Here is a 21546-nt window from a genome sequence, read left to right on the forward strand (position 1 = left end):
GCATTTTATTTATTTTAGCATGCATGAGCAGCTTAATAAAATACCTTTTCTTTTTCTTTATTTCATATTCATTTGCACAATTACCTGAGGGGTTTGTATATGCTAAAGAAGTGATTCCAGATTTAGATGTAGATTTACGTTATTATTCCTCTAATAATTTTGTGGGCCAACCCGTAAAAGGATATAAATCGCATCAATTGATTCTTACTCGACAAGCGGCGGAAGCATTAAAACACGTTCAGGATGAGCTGCAAAATCAGAATTTGTGTTTAATGGTATTTGATGGTTACAGACCACAGCAGGCAGTTAATCATTTTATGAGTTGGGCAAGAGATTTAAATGATACGGTAAATAAGCAAAGGTTTTATCCTGATGTGGATAAACAGCATCTTTTTAAAGAAGAATACATTGCTACACGCTCCGGACACAGTAAAGGGAGCACCGTTGATTTGACTATAATTGATGGAAACACCGGAGATCCCTTGGATATGGGCAGTGATTTTGATTTTTTTGGTGAAGCGTCATGGGTAAATTACAGCCATATTACTGATGCTCAAAAAGCCAATCGCAGGTTGCTTCAACAGGTTATGTTAAAGTATGGCTTTAGAAATTACGCTAAAGAATGGTGGCATTTTACCTTAAAAAACGAACCTTTCCCTACAACATATTTTGATTTTCCGGTGGAGTAATTTTTAATACCAGCGTTTCTTTTTCTTTTTAGAACCTTCGCTTTTACGCCCTTTTTTATGTTTACTTCCCTGTGTTTTCGATTTGTGAATTTCAGGTTTCGATTTCGGATCTAAGGGATAAGGATGGTCTTCAATAACATCCAATTGTAATTGAATAAGTTGCTGAATGTTGGTGATATATGTTTTTTCATCAGCGGAGCATAGAGAATATGCCGTTCCGCTTTTTCCGGCTCTGGCGGTTCTGCCAATACGGTGCACGTAAGTTTCCGGTACGTTTGGTAAATCGAAATTAATAACGGCATCTAATTCGTTAATATCAATACCACGGGCGGCAACATCGGTAGCAATTAAAATATTTACATAGCCGTTTTTGAATTTATTTAAAGCTTCCTGACGTAAATTCTGTGTTTTGTCGCCGTGAATGCTCTCCACCTTATAACCATTCTTTAATAGGGTTTGTTCTAATTTATCTACACCAAATTTAGTGCGTCTGAAAATAAGGATACTTCCTTTTATGGTATTTCTTAATAAGTGCAAACACAGTTCAATTTTATTGCGTTTCGGTACATAATATAACACTTGATTAATGTTTCTAGAAGTAGACGAATTGGTAGCCACTTCAATACGTTCCGGATTGTTTAGGATGGTATTGGCTAACTGTTCAACTTTATAAGGAATCGTTGCCGAAAACAATAAAATCTGTTTTTCTTTAGTACACAGACGTTCAATTTTTTTAACATCGTCAATAAAGCCCATGTCTAGCATTAAATCGGCTTCATCTAAAACTAAAGTCTCAACATAATCTAGATTCAGTAAATCCTGTTTGTGTAAATCTAAAAGTCTTCCTGGTGTTGCAATTAAAATATCAACCCCTTTATTTAAAATGTCTTTTTGAGGTTCTATTGAAGTTCCTCCAAATACAACAGCCGTTCTTAAATTGGTGTAGGTACTGTAGGTTTTAAAATTTTCAAGAATTTGAACCGCTAATTCTCTGGTTGGGCTTACAATTAAAGCTTTTATTTTTTTTCCGTTTTTAGGTGCATCTTGATAATCGAATAGCGATTGCAAGATAGGAAGCGCGAAAGCAGCAGTTTTACCGGTTCCGGTTTGCGCAGATACAATAACATCTCTTTTGTCTAAAACGAATGGAATGGTTTTTTCCTGAACAAGTGTAGGATTGTCGTAACCGGCTTCGGCGATGGCTCTTAAAATGGGTTTATTTAATTGTAAGTCTTTAAATGACATAGTAATATTTTATGCCACAAAGATAAGGTAATTTTAAATGAGGATTTTTTTTATTTTAATGGCATTCCAGGTGTCATCAACCGAAAGCAGTTTTGTAGGTTTTAATCGGTAATCGCCTAAAAAGTCCCAATCGAATTCAATATGCAATTTAGAAATCTCGCTGATGGTCGTTTCATTTGGGTAAAATACCCAAATAACGGAAGCATCTAATAAACGGGGGAACAGGGTAAGCATTTGGTTTACGAAATCTTCTTTGGTATCAACAAACACCAAAGCACACTCCACACAAGAGGTAGTTACTAAAGATTCTGAATAACTAATCTCGTCAAAAATGTCACTAAAGGATTCCGGTTTATTTAAAATATAAACGTCTTTAAAATGGTGAAGCTTTAATTTTTTTGGTAGTGTTCGCATATTCTAAATATACAAAAAATATCAAGATCTTGAAAAAGGAAAGGTGGAATCCTATGAATTTACAAACCGTTTTAATTCCTCTCGTTTTTTAGGCGGAACGGAGTCGCTATTAATGATTTTTAGCAACAACTCCTGATCTTTTTCTGTATTATAAAGTAAATTAAAAAACTGATGAATACTGATGCTATTCGGGGCTTTCTCAACAAGTTGAAATTCATCTCCGGCACTCACAAATCCTTCTTCTAAAACGCGAACATAAGTACCGGAAAACCCATGAGCAATAAACTGTTTTAAAATGTCCTGAGAGCCGAATTTAACACCTAATTTCCAGCAAGGTTCACGAGGTTCTGTAATTTGAATCAAAGCAGAGCCTACTTTATAAATATCACCGACAAATATTTTAGTTTCATCAAGGTTGTCAACCGTTAAATTTTCTCCAAACATGCCATAGTTCCAGGTGAGGCTGGGGTAGAGTGTTTTCCAATAACCGTAGTGATTTTTAGAAAATAAATAACACGCTTTAAATTCTCCTCCATGATATTTTCTATCAATAACACTATCATTTTTTACGTCACTTTTTCCTAAAAAAATTGGCGTGTTTGTTGGGGTTTTGTAAATGCCTGTTTGTACCGGTTTGTTATTCCAGGTTACAGTTGTTGGGACGGCAATATTAGTTGTTGTTATGTGCATGACATGTGCTGTTTGGTTGTTGGTAGAAAGGTATCAAATTTTAGTGATGGAAAAAAATATAGAAAATTTTAAAACCGCAACTTTCTTTTTTGCGTAGGTGTGGTAAGCCCCGAATATTGAAGTAATTATTAATCAATAAATTATACATTATGAAAACAATTCAATTATTCGCATGCGGGGTTTTAGCATTCACACTAACCAATTGTCAAACCGAATCGGTAGACTCCTCAATGATAGATGGCTATAATAGTAAGGCCAGTAAATCTTACGAAATGGATGAAGCAATGAAAGGACATTCCGTGTATGTGTCATCAAATACTTCGGGGATGTTAAGCATTTTTAATGTGCAAGAAGCGTTAGAAATGCCAAGTATGAAAGTTTTAAGCTTACCTTATATGGATGCCGATGGCGTAGAATACGATGCTAATCGGGACGCAATTTATCAGGTAAACCGATCGGATAAAGCTTTGGTAGCTCTGTCCAATATTTCTGAAGCCATGAATGGCGATGTACTGATACCAACGGCGATGGGGCCATCGACTTTTGAAAATGGAAGAGGATCAGATTTATATAATAATAAAGTTGTGGTTGTTGATGATGTAACACCAGGGAAACTGGTGAGCTATCATGTAAATGAAGAGGTTATTTCTGATTTCAGACAATATCATGTGGGGTTTGAAGTTTGGGATGTTCATGTAAATGGTAAAGATTTGTGGGCGATTGAAGACGTATCAAGTAATCTAGTTTACTTCGAGAATTTTCATAACGCTAAAAGCGGCGATTTAATGTATACAGCTAAAGTAGCAATCGAAGGTTTGGTGCGTACACATGGACTAGATTATGATGCAGGAACAGATACCATGGTATTAACCGATATAGGTTCTGCTTCGGGTATGCCTACTTCAGCTTCAGATGGTGCCTTAATAATAATTCACGATTTTTCAGCTAAATTCATGACTGCAGCCGAAAGTGGAATGATTGGTCTGGATGACCAGATTAGAATTGAGGGAGACTTAACGGAGTTAGGAAACCCTGTTGATGTTGCTATAAGTACAGATAAACATGCCATTTTTGTAGCCGAGCGCGCGCAGCAAAAATTATTGATTTTCGATATGCCTATGAGCAGTGGGAATTATGCGCCAGTCTACTCAAGTTCTGTTCCCGGAGCAAGCTCTGTAACTATCGATTTTTAATTAAAATATATAATTGTGAAATTTAATATCGGTTAAGGGATAACGTGTTAAATTCGTGAATCTCTTGCTTCGAGAGCAAGAGGTTTTTCTTTAAGCAATTTGTTCCAAACCTCCAGGGAAAGGCCGGTAAGCATAATACTGCAGAACGTCTTCGAGAGCCAATTTAAGAGCTTTGTTAATGGGGACAATGGTATGACCTAATTTAAAGTCTATTTGCGCCAGTTGCATATAGTAGTCGGTAAACATAGGAATGTACAATCCGGCATTAATGGCTTCCATAGTTTCATTATAAAAATTCTGCTGATTTTCTTTTATAATTTTACAGGTTATCAAACGCTTTTTACCATATTTATCTCTTGATGCCGCATAACCAAAAAGTCTGCAAATGAGTCCGCGATAGCGATAGTTTTCACAGCTACCTAAAAGCGTATCGGTTAAATTTAAAGGACTGTATAAATGACAAACCGAATGCTTTGTTTTTGGTTTAAGAGTTTTTAAAGCATCTTCGGCTTTGCCGATTAGATACATATGAAAAGCCCAGGGAAGAAATTCCAATGGAGAAGCTTCAATAGTTGCATTGGTGCAACAATTTCCGCAGCCAGTTAAACATTGTAATTTGGAGTGATTTTGAAATTGAGAAATCTCTAAATCGAGTTGGCTGAATAACGCTTCAACCAGTTTTACTTTTTGTTCTATTGACATAAAAATGACACGCAAAAATATGTGCGAATGTAAACGAAAATTCGATTGTTTGTTACGGTGTTTATTTCTTTTTTAAGAATAAAAAAAGCCATCTTTAATTAAAGATGGCTTTTATATTTTTTAAGGCTAAAAATGTTTAGTTTACAGACTTAAGCTCTATATCGAAAATTAAAACAGAACCCCCAGGAATTCCGTTATAATAATAGTTGCCATAGCCTAAATGAGAAGGGATATAAAGCGTGCCTTTACTGCCTTCGTTAAAATAAGGAATACCTTCTTTCCAGCCTTCAATCACCTGGTCTAGTGCAACAGTAGAGCCCGATACGGTGCTTTCTCCAAAAATATTACCATCTAAGAAAGAGCCGGTGTAAGCCACAGTTACTTTGTCTGAACTGGTAGGATAGACACCGGTTCCTGGTTCATTTATTACGTAATATAATCCAGAACCTGTGCTTTGAGCTTCAATGTTATTTTCGGTTAAATATTCTTGAATTTGAATATCGTTTTCTGTTTTGTAATTCACATAAACTAATTCAATATCAAAAATGATTACTGAGCCTGCCGGAATATCATTTTGTTTGCTACTCCCGTAGCCCAAATGTGCCGGAATGATTATTTTACCACGACCACCTTCTTTGAACTTTGTTAATCCTTCTGCAAAGCCAGGAATAACATATTGAAGGTAGAAAGAAGCGCCTTCAGTGCTTTCATCGAAAACGTCACCGTTGGTCAAATAACCTGTGTAAATCACTTTAACACGATCAGAGGCTTGCGTCGGCATTTCGCCCGTACCTTGCTCGTCAATAACATAGTACAAACCTGTAGCGGTTTTTTCAGCGGTTAAGTTGTTTTCAGAAATGTAAGCCTGAATTTCTTCATCGTTTTGAACACTGTAATCAACAGGTTCATCGGTACTACAAGACACAAAAAATAGAAATGCCGTAGCTAATACAAATAATTTTTTCATAGTTTTTTAGGGCAAATATAAAGCAACTTAATAATTTAATCTACCTTTTTAAGCGTTAGTGTTTCGCTGCCGTTATCATCGAAAAATGAAAGGGTTAAATTATCCTGTTTATAACTCACAGAGCTGTTCAGTGCTTTGTGGAAATTACTTGGAATAGTCATATCCGGACACATCTTTCTGGTAGCTGCGATGGGGCCGAAACTGATGTTTCTGGCTGTAATGTTTTTAATCGCCCCGGTGAAATTATTACATCCATCAGTTCCGGAAATCTGCATTTTAGAAATGTTAATTTCCAGATTAGGTGTTTGTCTTGAATTGCTTATAGCACTGCCATGTATTGCGGTTACAGACCAAATGTCGTTTAATGCCATTTTAGGATCTTGCTTTTTTTCTAAAACTTTAACTAAGTTGTATTTAATTGAAGAGGCATCAGCAGGAACGTCTTTAGTATCCAGTGCAGTTTCGGCTACTTCAATTTTTTGAAAATATCCAAATTCAAATTCAAAGCCTTCAATGGGTGCAGAGAATGTACTCCAGGTTGCTTTATCGACATCTGCTCCTTTATAAACTTGTAGACACTGCATTTTTCCGGCGCCAACACTGCAGTCGGTTTTTACACTATTTACCCAGTAGGTGGTTGTTTTTATAGAATTACAAGATGTAAAAAGCGTAGCTATAATGGTTATTGGTAACATGGTTTTTAGTAATGACATATCTCAATATATTTAAAAGTTATTCTGTATCCTTTTCAAATGTCTTGCCAATTTTCAGATTAATAAGTTAATGAAATGTTATAAAAATAAAAAGCCTCATTTAAATTAATAAAATGAGGCCTTAAATTATAGAAAGTAATTAATGTTTACTTTAAAATCTCGTAGCTGCGTTTAATGAAGTTTGTAAGTTCTTCTCCTTTTAGTAAACCTTGAGATAAACGCGCTAAATCTAAACTTTGGTTGATTAAGCGTTCTTGATCGGCTTTATCCCCTTTATTTAAAATGTCGCTAACTAAATTTGAATTTGTATTCACAACAAGGTTGTACATTTCTGGCATATTACCAAACATACTCATGCCACCACCACCAGTCGCCTGCATTTCTTTCATGCGACGCATAAATTCTGGTTGCGTAATGATGAAAGGAGACGCATTGCTATCCATAGCTTCCAGTTGTACCATGAATTTTTCAGAAGGAATCACGTCTTTTAATAATTCATCTAAAGCTTTCTTTTGATCCTCATCTAACTTAGAAATCGTAGTTTCATCTTTCTTAATTAAATTATCGATATGGTCGCCATCAACACGCGCAAATGAAATGTTTTCTTTTGTGGTTTCTAACTTTTGAATTAAATGAGAAACAATAGGAGAATCTAATAATAATACCTCGTAGTTTTTCGCTTTAGCAGCTTCTATGTAACTGTGCTGAGCATCTTTGTCGGCAGCGTAAAGAATAACTAATTTACCATCTTTATCAGTTTGATTGGCTTTTATTTTGTTGAAAAGCTCCTCGTAAGTATAGTAAGAACCGTCTACTGTTGGGTATAAAGCGAAAGCATCAGCTTTTTCGAAGAATTTTTCTTCTGAAAGCATACCGTATTCAATTACTACTTTAATGTCGTTCCATTTCGCTTCAAAATCTTCACGGTTATTGTTGAATAACGATTTTAATTTATCGGCTACTTTACGCGTGATGTATGATGAAATCTTTTTAACAGCACCATCAGCCTGTAAATACGAACGTGATACGTTTAATGGAATGTCTGGTGAATCGATAACCCCGCGAAGCATGGTTAAGAATTCAGGAACGATGCCTTCCACATTATCGGTTACAAATACTTGGTTTTGGTATAACTGAATTTTATCTCTTTGAATGTTCATATCCTGTCCTAACTTCGGGAAGTATAAAATACCAGTTAAGTTAAACGGATAATCTACATTTAAGTGAATGTGGAATAACGGATCTTCGAATTGCATTGGGTACAACTCACGGTAAAAGTTTTTATAATCTTCATCCTCTAAATCGGTTGGTTGTTTTGTCCAGGCCGGGTTAGGGTTGTTGATGATGTTATCAACCGTAATTTTTCTGTGAGGTTCTTTCGTTTCTTTTCCGTCTTTGTCGGTAATCGTTGCAGGTTCATGCTCAGGATCGTTAATTTCCTTGGTTCCAAATTTAATTGGAATAGGCATAAACTTGTTATATTTTAGAAGTAACTCACGAATACGAGATTCTTCTAAGAATTCAGTTGAATCTTCAGCAATGTGAAGAATAATTTCAGTTCCTCTATCTTCTTTAGTAGCTTCTTCCAAAGTGAATTCCGGAGAACCGTCACAGGTCCAGTGTGCAGCAGGAGCACCTGTGTGCGATTTGGTAATGATTTCTACTTTTTCAGCTACCATAAATGCTGAGTAAAAACCTAAACCAAAATGACCAATAATACCTGAATCTTTAGCCGAATCTTTGTATTTATCTAAGAATTCTTCAGCACCGGAAAAGGCCACTTGATTAATGTATTTTTCAACCTCTTCGGCACTCATACCAATACCCTGATCGATAATGTGAAGTTTTTTACCTTCTTTATCTATTTTAACTTCAATTTGTGGGTTGCCATATTCTGAAGTCGATTCACCAATACTTGTTAAGTGCTTTAATTTTAAAGTAGCATCTGTACCGTTACTAATTAACTCACGTAAAAAGATTTCGTGGTCACTGTATAAGAATTTTTTAATGAGAGGGAAGATGTTCTCTACCGATACATTAATATTTCCTTTTGTCATGATATATAGTTTTATTGTGTTTATAATTATTGTTTACTGCTTATTCAACAAAAATGCCAAGACAATAAATGTGACAAACTGACATTAAAAAGGTCATCCTACAGATATAGAATGACCTTTTTGTGAATTTTTATATTAGGAAGTATTTACTTTTCTACCATTCTGTTCTTTACATGTTTCTCCAGCCATTGATCTTGTTCCCATAATAGATGAAGAATAGATTCTTCAGCGGCATAACCATGACTTTCTTTCGGCAGCATTACTAATCTTACTGGTGCGCCTAAACCTTTTAAAGCGTTAAAATAGCGCTCACTTTGTAGAGGGTAAGTTCCGGAGTTGTTATCGGCTTCTCCATGAATAAGTAATAAAGGAGTTTTCATAGTATCGGCATGCATAAAGGGAGACATTTGGTAATAGATCTCTGGAGCTTCCCAATAATTACGTTCTTCACTCTGGAATCCGAAAGGGGTTAAGGTCCTGTTATAGGCACCACTTCGTGCAATACCAGCAGCAAACAGGTTGGAGTGTGATAACAGGTTAGCCGTCATGAAGGCTCCGTATGAATGTCCGCCAACAGCTACTTTGTTTCTGTCAATATAACCTAAATCGTCAACAGCATCAATGGCTGCTTTAGCATTGCCAACTAATTGTTTAATGAAGGTGTCGTTAGGCTCCTCATTTCCTTCGCCAACAATTGGAAATGAAGCGTCGTCGAGAACAACATAGCCTTTGGTCACCCAAAAAATAGGAGAACCATAGGATGGATATGTAAATTCATTTGAGTTAGAGGTACTTTGTCCTGCACTGCTTTTATCTTTGTATTCTCTTGGGTAGGCCCACATCACCATAGGATATTTTTTGCCTGGTTCATAATTGGTAGGCAAGTATAACGTTCCGGTTAGTTCTAAACCATCGTAACGTTTGTATTTAATGATTTCTTTATGAACACCTTGTATGCTTTTAAACGGATTCTCAAATTGAGTAATCGGTATGGGAGCGATTCGTTTTTTTATATTTCTAATGTAATAATTGGGATACTCATTTTTAGATTCAATTCGTACTAAAATTTCGCCCTTATTCATATCTAGAGCCATAGAAATATCTTCAATTTTGTCTTTAAGAGCAGATTGATATAATCGGGTTGTTTTTTTTGTTTTTAAATCGAATTCATCAATAAAAGGAAATTTTCCGTTTTCAGTATAACCGTCCCCAATTAAAAAGATTTTGTTCTTATTGATGTTTAAGGTGTAGCGTCCATATTCATTTTTGGATGTTACGGGGAATCCGGGATCGCTATATACATCTTGATAATTTCTGTCGTAAATAACTTCCGGTTTTGTTTTGTTGTTTGAAGGGTTGAAGATATAAGCTTTGGTGTTTCTGGTATTCCACCATCTATCTACGGCAATAGCTGTAGTTTCGTTACCCCATTCAATTCCTGCATAGCGGTTAATGATTTTTAATAATGATGTAGGTTGGTCTGTAAAAGGCGCTTTCTGTTGAAAAATTTCGTCTCTATAATCGACCTCAATAGCAGGGTCCCCTTCATCCAAAGCTTCTGCCCAAACGAGAGTTGCGGGTTGGTCGCCTCGCCAAGAAAGATCTCGCATGCCTGTTCTAACGGCCATAAAACCTTGAGGTAAATCTTCAATTAAAGGCACTTCTAAAACGGTTTTAATGAGATTGGCATCGGTGTCGTAAACAGAAGTTGTTGAAGGAAATCTGTAATAAGGAACTAAATAAGAAAAGGGTTTATTTATGGTTTCTACCATGATGTAATTGCCATCTGGAGAAAAGGAGATGTCTGAATACATATTGCTTGCCATCCATGGTGATTCATTTCCATTTAAATCTACTTTGCGTAATTCTGAAGTTATTAATTGTTCAAAGTTATGTTCGTCAGTTTTGTTTTTTAGTAAATCTTGATACGTTCTGTTTTGAGCCATAACGCCAGCTTCACTCTCCGAAACCGTTGGGCCGGTAGGAACAGCGGTTTTGGTGTCAATTAAATCTTGTCTGTTTTCAGGTAAAACCTTAACTAATAGTGAGCTATTATTTTTAAACCAATAAAAAGGATTTCCCGTATTGGCATTTAAATTATCGTTTGTGATTTTTTTTGCGGATTTAGTAGCTATGTCTAAAATCCAGAGTTCAACACCATTTGAAGTAGTGTTTGTAAACGCCATTTTTTCCTGATTTGGTGACCAAGAGAAATGGGATAACCTTGCATTTGTAGGCAAGCCCGTGGCATCACTTTCAGAATCTTTTCTGCCAACACGAACTTTTATATTATTGTAGTAACGTTCTCTGCTGCTTATATTGGTTTTTGGGTTAATGCGTAAACCTCCTAATCGCATTTCGGTTTCAGATAGGGTGGCTATACTTTTAAAATTATTTCGGTATAGAAATACCATGTTTTCTCCTTTATAGTCAATTCTAATGGCGGGAGCTAAAGGAGCGGTAGCGAGTTCTAAAATTTCTTTTGATGGCTTTTGGTAAGTTAAGTTTTCTTGTCCATAGATATTTAACCCGGCGACGAGAAAACAGTAAAATAGAATGTTTTTCATTTTGAATGATTTGAATTAGTCAAGCATTAAATTTAATTAAATCAATGTAATAAAATTGAAAAGGAATGTTAAAAACCATGTTGTTTATTATAACGGTTAAGTTTGCTTTTTCATGGGTTTTTATAGATTTGATAATAAATAATCTTTAACTTGTAACTAGTATAACTAAACTAAATTGTAGAGATGTATAATTCAAAAATTATTGGGTTAGGAAAATATGTGCCGGATCATGTGGTGACGAATCACGATTTATCAAAAATGATGGATACAAATGATGAATGGATTCAGGAACGCACGGGTATACAGGAACGTCGATGGGTAAAAGAAGGCAGTGGAGATACCACAGCAACTATGGGAGTTAAAGCTGCTAAAATTGCCATAGAGCGCTCTGGAATTGATAAAGACGATATCGACTTTATCATTTTCGCAACCTTAAGTCCCGATATGTATTTTCCCGGTCCGGGCGTTCAGGTGCAGCATGCTTTAGATATTAAAACGATTGGTGCTTTAGATGTCCGTAATCAGTGTTCCGGTTTTGTATATGCCCTCTCTGTGGCCGACAATTTTATAAAAACCGGTATGTATAAAAACATTCTGGTTATTGGAAGTGAATTGCATTCTCACGGGTTAGACAAAACCACACGAGGGCGTGGCGTTTCGGTTATTTTTGGTGATGGGGCCGGAGCTGCAGTTTTAACCAGAGAAGAAGACAATAGCAAAGGGATTTTGTCTACACATTTACATTCACAGGGTGAACATGCCGAAGAATTGGTGCTAACTGCCCCGGGCATGGGAACACGTTGGGTGAATGATATTTTGGCAGATAACGACCCGAATGACCAAAGTTATTACCCGTATATGAACGGACAGTTTGTGTTTAAAAATGCGGTGGTGCGTTTTAGTGAAGTCATTATGGAAGGCTTGATGAAGAATAATTTAACACCCGATGCAATCGACATGCTTATTCCGCATCAGGCGAATTTGCGCATTGCACAGTTTATTCAGAAGAAATTTAATTTAAATGATGACCAGGTGTTCAATAATATTCAAAAATACGGAAATACAACAGCGGCTTCTATTCCTATTGCCTTAACAGAAGCCTGGGAGGAAGGTAAAATTAAAGCAGGTGATACCGTGGTCTTGGCTGCTTTTGGAAGTGGCTTTACCTGGGGAAGTGTTATTATAAAGTGGTAAAAAAGCAACTAAAAAACCCAAAACTTACTGTTTTGGGTTTCAAAGCTATTAATCAACTCCAAATTAACACAATCTGTATGTTTTGAAGAATGTACTATATTAGACGTAGAAAAATGTGTTTTATTGCAGTAGATAATGTGTTTAACGCTATTTTAACAGAATAAAAAATCCGGAAGTTTGAGAACAACCGGATTTTGTTTATACAATTCTTACATCTGTAATGTTATAATAATGTGTAGACGACTAACTCTAAATAATTATTTTTTTGAATAATAGCAAGATTGTATATAGCCCTAACGTAGGTAATTCTTGTTTATTGTGTGACAAGTGTAATTTTTTTAAAATTTTAACGATTTGATAATTAATTAGTTACGTCGTGTAAAAATAAACTTTCAAAAGCGTTCTAACCTTGATGGTTGTTTATTTAGGTTTAAAATATTTTACGAATCAGTACATTTTATATTTAAAATTTTAAAAAAGGTTTTACAGGAATCCGCCACCTTCAGATTTGGTATTGTTATCTCGGTTTTTTCTGGATTTGGCTTTGTATGTTTCGCCGCCAAAACGATAGGAAAGGCCAACATTCCAGGTGTTGCTTTCCCAGTTAAAGGCGCCTTCCTGTACAAAAGGTTTTTCGCCATAGAATGCAAATTCCATAGTATTAAGAATATCGTTGTAATTTAAACTCAGCATCCCGCGACCTTGCGCGAAAGCTACGCGAGCTCCCAGATTAACAAAATACATGGGTTTTCTTTCGAACTGAATGGTTTTGTTTTTACCACGGTAAAATCCGAAAGCGGTTAAACTAACAGTTTTACCTAGACTGAAATTATTATACATTCTAAAATTCCACAAGATATTATCAACTTCATCAACAGTTGTTTCTATATCGTTAATAGTGGCGATTTCGATAGGTACGGTTAATTTTTCGGCAATGCCTTTTTGGTTTTGAGAATAAAAATCGAAACTACCATTAATATTCCACCACTTGAAAGGGCGATAGTTGCTGGAAAGTTCTATGCCGTAAGCTGAAGTGTCGTCAAAATTATCATGCGTTAAAATCACCCTTCCTGAAGTAACGTCGCTGCGGTCTATAAATAAGGCTCTGTTAATTTCGTCGGATATCATTCTGTAAAACACACCACCGGTAACAGTACCTTTTTGTTTATTAAGGGTTCTGGTGTAGTTGGCTTCAATGGAGTTTGTGAATTGCGGTTCTAAATTGATGTTTCCGTAAGATGAAATTAGCGGGGTGCTCCATTCTTTTATGGGGTTTACCTGACCGATGCCTGGCCGATCAACACGACGACTGTAACTTAATTGGTACGCATTTTTTTCGGAGGAAGTATAAGTGATAAATACTGAAGGATATACTTCAAAATAATTATTTTTAAAGCTTTGTGTGCTTTCTGCTTCCGAAGACAACGCTAAGGCATCTTCCTTTACATTTTCAGCACGAAGACCTATCTGGTAAGTCCATTTTTCTAAAGTTTTACTGAATGTAGCGTAAGCCGAAAAAATATCTCGGGTATAATCGAAATTGGTATTGGGTGTTGGTCTTAAAACGCCTTCATTATTTAACGTTTGCCCTGTAGACGCATAAGCGATGTCTGAATTGAATAATCTGGTTTGCAAACCGGCTTCCAGTTTTGCGGATTCCGAAAGCGGATTCACATAATCCAGATTCAAGGTGACGCTTTCCCTGTCGGTAAAGTTGAAATCTTTGTAATTGGCGTTTGGACCAAGTAGAAACACAAAATCGACCGGACTTTCATCGTTGAAGACATTGTAGTCGGCTTCAAATTCAATATTATGTCCTTCTTTTTTAAAGTCTAATTTATAGTCAAAATTGTACTGCGATGAGGTGTTATCGCTTAAAGCTGTAAAAATCTGACGCTGATTGTAACTGCTGTCGTCGTAAAACAACGCATCTGTTGTACCGGTTGTACCGCTCTCTGAGGTGTTTTGGGTGGTAAATATAGAAATAGTGTGCTTTTCGTTTAAATAAAAATCAACACCCACTTTGTACAAATGCGATTGTCTTTTGTCTAAAAATTTAAAGAATTGCTCTGAGTTGTTTTCGGGCCGGTAAACATAGCCGTTATTTCTGTTTTTTGAAATGTCGTTGCTGTAACTTCCGTAAAAATTAAATTTTCCGTTACGGTAATTTACATCTAAGGCGCTGTTAAATTTTGCTTCATATTCGTGGGTTAAGCCCAATGATACATTACCATTAAACCCTTGCATGGTGTTTTTGTGAAGAATGATGTTAATGATACCACTCATACCTTCCGGATTGTATTTGGCTGAAGGATTGGTAATTAATTCAATAGATTTTATGGCAGTCGAAGGGATTTGTTTTAGTAATTGCGCGGTTGGAATGTTGGAGAGTTTGCCGTCTACCATCACGCGAACGTTTTGATTGCCGCGTAAGCTGATGTCTCCGGTTTGTGCATCAATACTCACTGATGGAATGCCAATCATAAGTTGTGAAGCGCTTCCGGTGGCTGCTAAATCTTTCCCGATGGTTATCACTTTTCGGTCTACTTTTTGTTGAATAGAGGACACGTCGGCAACAACGGTAACTTCATCTAAACCTTCAGCTTCTTCTTCTAAAAGGATATTTCCTAAATTAATATCGAAACTATTCTTTCCAATAAAAACAGGTTTATTTACGGTTTTATATCCAATGTATTGAATGTTTACAATAAGCTGGCCTTCTTCTATTTTTTCAATTTTAAACGAACCATCTTCTTGAGTAATTCCTCCGGTAACAATGCTGCCGTCAGTAGATTTAATAACAACATTTACATAGGGCAAGGGTTGGTTTAAATTAGCGTCTAAAACGGTACCGAAAATAGTGCCTTTTTTGTCTGTAGATAGTGCATTAGCTTCCATAGTCGATACGACCACCAGAAAGCATAGTGCTAGTAGTTTTTTCATTTTGATTGATTCATGTTTTTGATTGATGTACTAATAAGACGCTTAAATTCAATATCTGTTACTATATTTATTGAAAATTAACAGTTTTATGATATGAATAAGAAGACTTTGGTGCTTGGCGCCTCTTTAAAATTGGATAGATATTCAAATTATGCCATTCATAAATTGGTAGAGAAAGGTGTTGAAGTGGTTGCTGTTGGAGCTGTGTCTGGAGTTGTGGCAGGTGTAAAAATTGATAGCGAAATGAAACCTTTTGAAGGGATTCATACGGTGACTTTATATTTAAATCCGACGAATCAAAAGCCGTATTACGATTATATTATTTCTCTTAAACCCAAACGTGTTATTTTTAACCCTGGCACTGAAAATCCGGAGTTATATAACCTTTTAAATGAAAATGCTATTGATTTTGAAACGGCTTGTTCCTTAGTGTTGCTCTCTACGAATCAGTATTAAACCTAAAAACGTAAGTAATCCGTTAATGATTAAAATTTCAAAACCTATTTGGTAGCCATTCAATAAATCTACCGAATATTCATTAATGAAATAAGAAATTACAGGAGCTATTAACGCAATCAACCAGACGTATTTATCTTTAAGTTGTGTTTTGGTAAAAATACCGAAGGCGAACAAACCAAGCAATGGTCCGTAAGTGTAACCTGCCGCTTTAAATAATTCCCAAATTACCGAGACATCTTTAAATAGGGCATCAAAAATAATAATCACGACAACTAATAATCCACTAATAAAGGCATGAGCTTGTTTTCGGATGCGTTTTCGGTTGGCCTCTGGTTTTTTATCTAATTCAATAATATCGATACAGAACGATGTGGTTAACGAGGTTAAAGCAGAATCGGCGCTACTGTAAGCCGCTGCAATTAATCCTAAAATGAAGAAAGCAGAGGTAGCAAAGCCTATTTCGGGTAACATGGCAATGGTTGGGAACAAATCGTCTTTTCGAGCTGTAATATTATTTTGAATCGCGTATTGCGTTAATAATAGGCCTAAAACCAAAAACAGAATATTCACGAAAATCAAAACAATGCTGAAGGAAATCATATTCTTTTGAGCTTCTTTAATATTGCGGCAGGTCAGATTTTTTTGCATCATGTCCTGGTCAAGACCGGTCATGGTAATGGTAATGAACATGCCCGATAAAAAGCTCTTTATAAAGTATTGGGCGTCATTAATATCATCAAAAAAGAAAACTTTACTTAAAGCATTCGACTTTACATTATTGTAAATGTCCGATACACTGTGTAAGTTTAAAGCATTGGCTAAAAAGAAAATGGTGACGATAACCGAAACTAACATAAAAAGTGTTTGAAGCGTATCGGTAAAAATGATCGTTTTAATGCCGCCTTTAAAGGTGTAAAGCCAGATGAGTAAAACAGTAATAATTACGGTGATGGAAAACGGAATGCCATATTGATCGAACACTAAGAGCTGTAAAACTTTGGCAACCAGAAACAATCTGAAAGAGGCGCCGACAATTCTTGAAATTAAAAAAGCAATCGATCCGGTTTTGTAACTCGTATTACCAAATCGGTCTCTTAAGTAGGTGTAAATCGAAGTTAAATTCAGTTTGTAATAGATGGGTAGCAAAACATAAGCAATGGCTAGATAACCAAAAAAATAACCGAACACGACCTGTAAATACCCAAATTGCTTGGTTTCAACAGCGCCGGGAACCGAAATAAAAGTTACGCCGGAAAGCGAAGCCCCAATCATACCGAAAGCAACCAAATACCAGGGAGCCGATTTGTTGGCTTTAAAAAAAGCATCGTTAGAATCTTCTTTCCCGGTGAAATAGGAGATTAAAATTAAAACACCAAAATAAGCTGCAATTAAGATTAAGATTTGAGTTGCCGACATCTAGTTTTGTTTTAGTGGCCAAAATACAAAATAAGTTTTCAGTCCGAGAAAATGATTTAGTTTTATTATTTTAAGGATTCATTTTAGGTGTTTTAAAAAACATTAAATTCGTGGTATGGAATTCTCATCAAAATTATTAGAGCGCGCAGTAAACGAAATGTCTCAATTACCAGGAATTGGTAAACGAACAGCTTTGCGTTTAGTGTTACACCTGTTAAAACAACCCAAAGAGCAATCAGCAATGTTGGCAGACGCCTTGCAAACCATGCGCAATGACATCAAGTTCTGTAAGTCGTGTAATAATATTAGTGATTTGGAATTATGCGAAATATGTTCCAATCCTAATCGCGACGAAACCTTGGTTTGTGTTGTGGAAGATATCAGAGATGTGATGGCGATTGAAAATACAAGTTCGTTTAAAGGCTTGTACCATGTGCTTGGTGGTAAGATTTCACCTATGGATGGCGTGGGGCCTCATGATCTGAATATTCAATCTTTAGTGAAAAAAGTTGAAGAAGGTAAAATAAAAGAGCTCATCTTTGCGTTAAGTTCTACTATGGAAGGCGACACGACTAATTTTTATATTTACAAACAAATACAGAAATATAATATTTTCACATCAACAATAGCCCGTGGGATCTCGGTTGGCGACGAATTAGAATATGCCGATGAGATTACTTTGGGACGAAGTATTGTGAATCGAGTCCCTTTTGAGTCATCACTAAAATCCTAACTAAAACTAAACAGAAAGTAAATTGCAACCTCCCAAAAGAAGTATTAATTACCCTTTGAAACTCTCAATTGTCATTTTAAATTATAACGTACGCTACTTTTTAGAGCTTTGCTTAAAAAGTGTGCAAGCGGCTATAAAAGATATTGAGGCAGAAATTATTGTTGTCGACAATGATTCTAAAGACACCAGTTGCCAAATGCTGAAAGAATTATTTCCGAAAGTAAAACTTATTGAAAACACAGAGAACTACGGGTTTTCAAAAGGGAATAATATAGGGGTAGCCCAGGCCAAAGGAGAATACATTTGCATTTTAAACCCGGATACCGTAGTCGCAGAGGATACCTTTGTAAAGCTACTTTCTTTTGCCGATAGTAAGACCGACTTGGGTATTGTAGGTTGTAAATTAATCAATGGCGCTGGTGAGTTTTTACCGGAGAGTAAGCGTAATGTGCCTTATGTAAAAGTAGCTTTTAAAAAAATGCTTGGTAAGCCAGAATTGTATTACGCGAATCATATCGAAGAAAATGGTATAGGTAAGACTAAAGTGTTGGTGGGGGCCTTTATGTTGATGAAACGAGATGTGTTTCTTGAGGTCGGCGGATTTGATGAAGACTATTTTATGTATGGTGAAGATATCGATTTATCGTACAGAATATATAAAGCTGGTTACAGCAACTATTATTATGGAGAAACAACCATATTGCATTATAAAGGAGAAAGTACACTAAGGGATAAGCATTATGTCAGACGATTTTACGGTGCCATGCAAATCTTTTATCAGAAACATTTTAAAAAGAATTTAATTTGCGATTTAACGGTGTGGTCGGCAGTAAGGATGGCTTATTTTCTTAATACAGCTCCGGTAAAAAATGATAAACAAGTTGGGGCTTATGCGTTCATGTCAACGACAATGAATGAAAGTTTGAAAGCGGTTTTACCTAAAGAAGTGGTTTTAAAAAACTGTTTAGAAGCTATTCAGGATACAACAGAAATCATTTTCGATGGAAATTCCTGGAAATATAAAGATATCATCTCAGCAATCGAGCAAAAAAAGACTTGTAAAGCAGTTACATACAAAATTTTACCTAAAGATAGTTCCTATATAATTGGGAGCGATAATGCCATCTGCAGAGGTGAAATTATAAATTTAACTTAGTTTTAATTGAAAATTATCTAAAAGAATTGATGATTTTTAAGTAATTTTGCAAGCGCAAATTAAAAACTAAGTATTACTTTATTGATATGGCAAAATTCGAACTCAAATTACCTAAAATGGGAGAAAGTGTTGCAGAAGCAACCATTACATCTTGGTTAAAAGAAGTAGGAGATACGATTGAACTTGATGAAACCGTCTTAGAAATTGCAACCGATAAAGTAGATAGTGAAGTCCCTAGTGAAGTTGAAGGTGTGCTTATCGAAAAATGTTTCGATGTTAACGATGTGGTCCAGGTAGGGCAGGTCGTTGCCATTATCGAAACTGAAGGAGAAGGAACGATTGCAGTAGAAGAAACTTCAGAAATGCCGATAGTTGAAAGTGAAGAAGAAACTGTTGCTGTTAATGAAGTGGTAGAATCTATTCAGAAAGTAAAAGAAACTTTAGCGCCAGTAGCATCAACCGAAGACAGATTCTATTCGCCCTTAGTAAAAAATATAGCGAAAGAGGAAGGGATTTCTCAAGAAGAATTAGATGCAATTTCAGGAACAGGGAAGGAAGGTCGCGTAACTAAAAATGATATTTTAGAATATATAGCGAATAAAGAAAATGGTATGGTTGCGGCTCCAAACGTGGAGATAAAACCAGCGGCACAGCCAAAAGCACCGGAGAAACCAAAAGCTACGCCTGCACCTGTAATAAGTAGCGGTGGTGATGAAATTATCGAAATGACGCGTATGGGTAAAATCATTGCGCATCATATGGTGGAGTCTGTACAGACTTCGGCCCACGTACAAAGTTTCATCGAAGCCGATGTGACTAACATCTGGAACTGGAGGAAGAAAGTAAAAGATAGTTTTATGAAACGTGAAGGTGAAAACTTAACCTTTACGCCAATCTTTATGGAAGCTATTGCTAAGGCATTACGGGATTATCCGTTAATGAATATTTCGGTTCAAGGCGATACCATTATAAAGAAAAAGAACATCAACTTAGGTATGGCGGCGTCATTACCGGATGGGAACTTAATTGTTCCGGTAATTAAAAATGCCGATCAATTAAATCTGGTTGGTATGACTAAACAGGTGAATGATTTAGCAACGCGTGCGAGAGCGAATCAATTAAAACCAGACGATATTCAAGGCGGTACCTATACGGTGACCAATGTGGGAACTTTTGGAAGTGTTATGGGAACCCCAATTATCAATCAGCCTCAAGTTGGTATTTTAGCTTTAGGAGCCATTAGAAAAGTACCAGCGGTTATCGAAACGCCTGAAGGTGATTTTATAGGGATCCGTTATAAAATGTTCCTATCACACTCTTACGACCACCGTGTGGTAAATGGTGCTTTAGGAGGTGAATTTGTAAAAGCTGTTAAAGATTATCTTGAAGCTTGGGATGTGAATAGAGAAATCTGAAAAAAAATAGAAACTTCAAATATTATAAAAACCAACCTATAAAACGGTTGGTTTTATTTTTTACGCTTAGCCAATTTAGTATCTTTACGCCATAGTAAAAGACCTTGAAATAAACTATAGAGGTGTTTAAAATAGAGATTTAGGCGTTATAGGATGTTTTTTAAATGTCAAATCTTACTTAAATAAGTAAAAATTAAAGAATGCAACTTAATTTAAACAAGCCCATTTGTTTTTTCGATTTAGAAACAACAGGTGTAAATATTACAACCGACAGAATTGTTGAAATTGCCATTTTAAAAGTTCATCCTAACGGAAAGGAAGAAAGCAAACGTTGGTTGGTAAACCCAACGATTCCAATTCCTAAAGAAGTAACTGCAATTCATGGGATTTCAGATGCCGATGTAGCTGATAAACCAACGTTTAAAGAAATTGCTAAAGAGGTTTATAATCTGATTAAGGATTCCGATTTAGGCGGATTTAATTCTAACCGATTCGATATTCCGTTATTAGCAGAAGAAATGTTGCGTGCTGAGGTTGATTTTGATATGAAAAATCGATTAGCGGTCGATGTGCAAACCATTTTCCATAAAATGGAACAGCGAACCTTAAGTGCTGCTTATAAATTTTACTGCGATAAAAATCTGGAAGATGCGCACACTGCAGAAGCCGATACTTTAGCGACTTACGAAGTGCTTAAAGCGCAAATAGCCAAGTACGACGAGATAGAAAATGATACCAAGTTTTTGGCAGAGTTTAGTTCAAGAAAACAGTTTGCCGATTTCGCAGGATTCATAGCTTATAATAAAGACGGCGAAGAATGTTTTTCCTTCGGAAAGCATAAAGGCAAACTGGTAACTGAAATCTTAGAGGCAGAACCAGGCTATTTCGGTTGGTTACTTAATGCCGATTTTCCATTGTACACCAAAAAGGTCTTAACTTCAATTAAACTAAGAAGTTTAAACAATAAACTGGGTTAATATATTTTCAATCCGT

General features: G+C 36.0%; 18 protein-coding genes. 8 read left to right on the forward strand and 10 right to left on the reverse strand.

What is annotated here, in order from left to right; translation table 11 throughout:
- The first annotated feature begins 23 nt into the window (after positions 1 to 23).
- The gene (locus ICJ84_RS03840) at positions 24 to 689 is read left to right on the forward strand and encodes a M15 family metallopeptidase (RefSeq protein WP_188215024.1); all 666 of its coding nucleotides are present in this window, start codon (positions 24 to 26) and stop codon (positions 687 to 689) included.
- Between the two features lie 3 nt (positions 690 to 692).
- Here the strand turns inward: ICJ84_RS03840 and ICJ84_RS03845 are convergent, their stop codons facing one another.
- Genes ICJ84_RS03845 through ICJ84_RS03855 form a run of 3 tightly spaced genes read right to left on the reverse strand, consistent with a single transcriptional unit; the run spans position 693 to position 3038 of the window.
- Positions 693 to 1934, reverse strand: coding sequence for a DEAD/DEAH box helicase (locus tag ICJ84_RS03845; RefSeq protein WP_188215025.1), 1242 nt, complete (start codon positions 1932 to 1934; stop codon positions 693 to 695).
- 33 nt (positions 1935 to 1967) lie between these two features.
- Positions 1968 to 2348: a hypothetical protein gene (locus ICJ84_RS03850; RefSeq protein WP_188215026.1), complete on the reverse strand. Its 381-nt coding sequence runs from the start codon at positions 2346 to 2348 to the stop codon at positions 1968 to 1970.
- Between the two features lie 51 nt (positions 2349 to 2399).
- On the reverse strand, positions 2400 to 3038 hold the full coding sequence (locus tag ICJ84_RS03855) for an MOSC domain-containing protein (protein WP_188215027.1): 639 nt from the start codon (positions 3036 to 3038) through the stop codon (positions 2400 to 2402).
- Between the two features lie 149 nt (positions 3039 to 3187).
- On the opposite strand from ICJ84_RS03855, the gene ICJ84_RS03860 reads away from it, so the two are divergent.
- A complete protein-coding gene (locus tag ICJ84_RS03860) occupies positions 3188 to 4231 on the forward strand; it encodes a hypothetical protein (protein WP_188215028.1) in 1044 nt (347 codons plus the stop codon).
- A 90-nt stretch (positions 4232 to 4321) separates the two neighbouring features.
- Here ICJ84_RS03860 and ICJ84_RS03865 read toward each other — a convergent pair whose 3' ends face one another.
- The 5 genes from ICJ84_RS03865 to ICJ84_RS03885 all read right to left on the reverse strand — a co-directional run bounded on the left by ICJ84_RS03865 (position 4322) and on the right by ICJ84_RS03885 (position 11237).
- A complete protein-coding gene (locus ICJ84_RS03865; RefSeq protein ID WP_188215029.1) occupies positions 4322 to 4933 on the reverse strand; it encodes a YkgJ family cysteine cluster protein in 612 nt (203 codons plus the stop codon).
- A gap of 136 nt (positions 4934 to 5069) precedes the next feature.
- Complete coding sequence (locus ICJ84_RS03870; RefSeq protein ID WP_188215030.1) at positions 5070 to 5900, reverse strand: FKBP-type peptidyl-prolyl cis-trans isomerase; 831 nt, start codon at positions 5898 to 5900, stop codon at positions 5070 to 5072.
- Between the two features lie 35 nt (positions 5901 to 5935).
- Entirely contained in the window at positions 5936 to 6613 is a 678-nt protein-coding gene (locus ICJ84_RS03875; protein ID WP_188215031.1) for a DUF4377 domain-containing protein, read from the reverse strand.
- A 146-nt stretch (positions 6614 to 6759) separates the two neighbouring features.
- The gene (gene htpG / locus ICJ84_RS03880) at positions 6760 to 8670 is read right to left on the reverse strand and encodes a molecular chaperone HtpG (protein ID WP_188215032.1); all 1911 of its coding nucleotides are present in this window, start codon (positions 8668 to 8670) and stop codon (positions 6760 to 6762) included.
- A 146-nt stretch (positions 8671 to 8816) separates the two neighbouring features.
- Positions 8817 to 11237 carry an alpha/beta hydrolase family protein gene (locus ICJ84_RS03885; protein ID WP_188215033.1) on the reverse strand — a complete coding sequence of 807 codons (2421 nt, stop codon included), beginning with the start codon at positions 11235 to 11237 and terminating at the stop codon, positions 8817 to 8819.
- 183 nt (positions 11238 to 11420) lie between these two features.
- Here ICJ84_RS03885 and ICJ84_RS03890 point away from each other — a divergent pair, with 183 nt between their 5' ends.
- A complete protein-coding gene (locus ICJ84_RS03890) occupies positions 11421 to 12431 on the forward strand; it encodes a 3-oxoacyl-ACP synthase III family protein (RefSeq protein WP_188215034.1) in 1011 nt (336 codons plus the stop codon).
- Between the two features lie 483 nt (positions 12432 to 12914).
- Here ICJ84_RS03890 and ICJ84_RS03895 read toward each other — a convergent pair whose 3' ends face one another.
- Complete coding sequence (locus ICJ84_RS03895; protein WP_188215035.1) at positions 12915 to 15374, reverse strand: outer membrane beta-barrel family protein; 2460 nt, start codon at positions 15372 to 15374, stop codon at positions 12915 to 12917.
- 93 nt (positions 15375 to 15467) lie between these two features.
- Between ICJ84_RS03895 and ICJ84_RS03900 the strand changes: the two genes are divergently transcribed.
- Entirely contained in the window at positions 15468 to 15830 is a 363-nt protein-coding gene (locus ICJ84_RS03900) for a CoA-binding protein (RefSeq protein WP_188215036.1), read from the forward strand.
- Here ICJ84_RS03900 and ICJ84_RS03905 read toward each other — a convergent pair.
- Positions 15801 to 17249 carry a sodium:solute symporter gene (locus ICJ84_RS03905; protein WP_188215037.1) on the reverse strand — a complete coding sequence of 483 codons (1449 nt, stop codon included), beginning with the start codon at positions 17247 to 17249 and terminating at the stop codon, positions 15801 to 15803. The genes ICJ84_RS03900 and ICJ84_RS03905 overlap by 30 nt on opposite strands.
- Positions 17250 to 17364: 115 nt before the next feature.
- Between ICJ84_RS03905 and recR the strand changes: the two genes are divergently transcribed.
- The 4 genes from recR to ICJ84_RS03925 all read left to right on the forward strand — a co-directional run bounded on the left by recR (position 17365) and on the right by ICJ84_RS03925 (position 21530).
- Positions 17365 to 17982: a recombination mediator RecR gene (gene recR / locus ICJ84_RS03910; RefSeq protein WP_188215038.1), complete on the forward strand. Its 618-nt coding sequence runs from the start codon at positions 17365 to 17367 to the stop codon at positions 17980 to 17982.
- A 55-nt stretch (positions 17983 to 18037) separates the two neighbouring features.
- Positions 18038 to 19138: a glycosyltransferase family 2 protein gene (locus ICJ84_RS03915; RefSeq protein ID WP_188215039.1), complete on the forward strand. Its 1101-nt coding sequence runs from the start codon at positions 18038 to 18040 to the stop codon at positions 19136 to 19138.
- Positions 19139 to 19224: 86 nt separating this feature from the next.
- Positions 19225 to 20553 (forward strand): dihydrolipoamide acetyltransferase family protein, encoded by a 1329-nt coding sequence (locus ICJ84_RS03920; RefSeq protein WP_188215040.1) that lies wholly within the window; start codon positions 19225 to 19227, stop codon positions 20551 to 20553.
- A gap of 200 nt (positions 20554 to 20753) precedes the next feature.
- On the forward strand, positions 20754 to 21530 hold the full coding sequence (locus tag ICJ84_RS03925) for a 3'-5' exonuclease (protein WP_188215041.1): 777 nt from the start codon (positions 20754 to 20756) through the stop codon (positions 21528 to 21530).
- Positions 21531 to 21546 lie beyond the last annotated feature (16 nt).

Source organism: Aestuariibaculum suncheonense (assembly GCF_014596935.1).
GTDB lineage: Bacteria > Bacteroidota > Bacteroidia > Flavobacteriales > Flavobacteriaceae > Aestuariibaculum > Aestuariibaculum suncheonense.

Coding starts and splice junctions, on each gene's coding strand:
- htpG (WP_188215032.1), bottom strand. CDS start 8,670: ATGACAAAAGGAAATATTAATGTATCGGTAGAGAACATCTTCCCTCTC.
- ICJ84_RS03895 (WP_188215035.1), bottom strand. CDS start 15,374: ATGAAAAAACTACTAGCACTATGCTTTCTGGTGGTCGTATCGACTATG.
- ICJ84_RS03850 (WP_188215026.1), bottom strand. CDS start 2,348: ATGCGAACACTACCAAAAAAATTAAAGCTTCACCATTTTAAAGACGTT.
- ICJ84_RS03845 (WP_188215025.1), bottom strand. CDS start 1,934: ATGTCATTTAAAGACTTACAATTAAATAAACCCATTTTAAGAGCCATC.
- ICJ84_RS03875 (WP_188215031.1), bottom strand. CDS start 6,613: ATGTCATTACTAAAAACCATGTTACCAATAACCATTATAGCTACGCTT.
- ICJ84_RS03905 (WP_188215037.1), bottom strand. CDS start 17,249: ATGTCGGCAACTCAAATCTTAATCTTAATTGCAGCTTATTTTGGTGTT.
- ICJ84_RS03920 (WP_188215040.1), top strand. CDS start 19,225: ATGGCAAAATTCGAACTCAAATTACCTAAAATGGGAGAAAGTGTTGCA.
- ICJ84_RS03900 (WP_188215036.1), top strand. CDS start 15,468: ATGAATAAGAAGACTTTGGTGCTTGGCGCCTCTTTAAAATTGGATAGA.
- ICJ84_RS03885 (WP_188215033.1), bottom strand. CDS start 11,237: ATGAAAAACATTCTATTTTACTGTTTTCTCGTCGCCGGGTTAAATATC.
- ICJ84_RS03870 (WP_188215030.1), bottom strand. CDS start 5,900: ATGAAAAAATTATTTGTATTAGCTACGGCATTTCTATTTTTTGTGTCT.
- ICJ84_RS03860 (WP_188215028.1), top strand. CDS start 3,188: ATGAAAACAATTCAATTATTCGCATGCGGGGTTTTAGCATTCACACTA.
- recR (WP_188215038.1), top strand. CDS start 17,365: ATGGAATTCTCATCAAAATTATTAGAGCGCGCAGTAAACGAAATGTCT.
- ICJ84_RS03890 (WP_188215034.1), top strand. CDS start 11,421: ATGTATAATTCAAAAATTATTGGGTTAGGAAAATATGTGCCGGATCAT.
- ICJ84_RS03840 (WP_188215024.1), top strand. CDS start 24: ATGAGCAGCTTAATAAAATACCTTTTCTTTTTCTTTATTTCATATTCA.
- ICJ84_RS03865 (WP_188215029.1), bottom strand. CDS start 4,933: ATGTCAATAGAACAAAAAGTAAAACTGGTTGAAGCGTTATTCAGCCAA.
- ICJ84_RS03855 (WP_188215027.1), bottom strand. CDS start 3,038: ATGCACATAACAACAACTAATATTGCCGTCCCAACAACTGTAACCTGG.
- ICJ84_RS03925 (WP_188215041.1), top strand. CDS start 20,754: ATGCAACTTAATTTAAACAAGCCCATTTGTTTTTTCGATTTAGAAACA.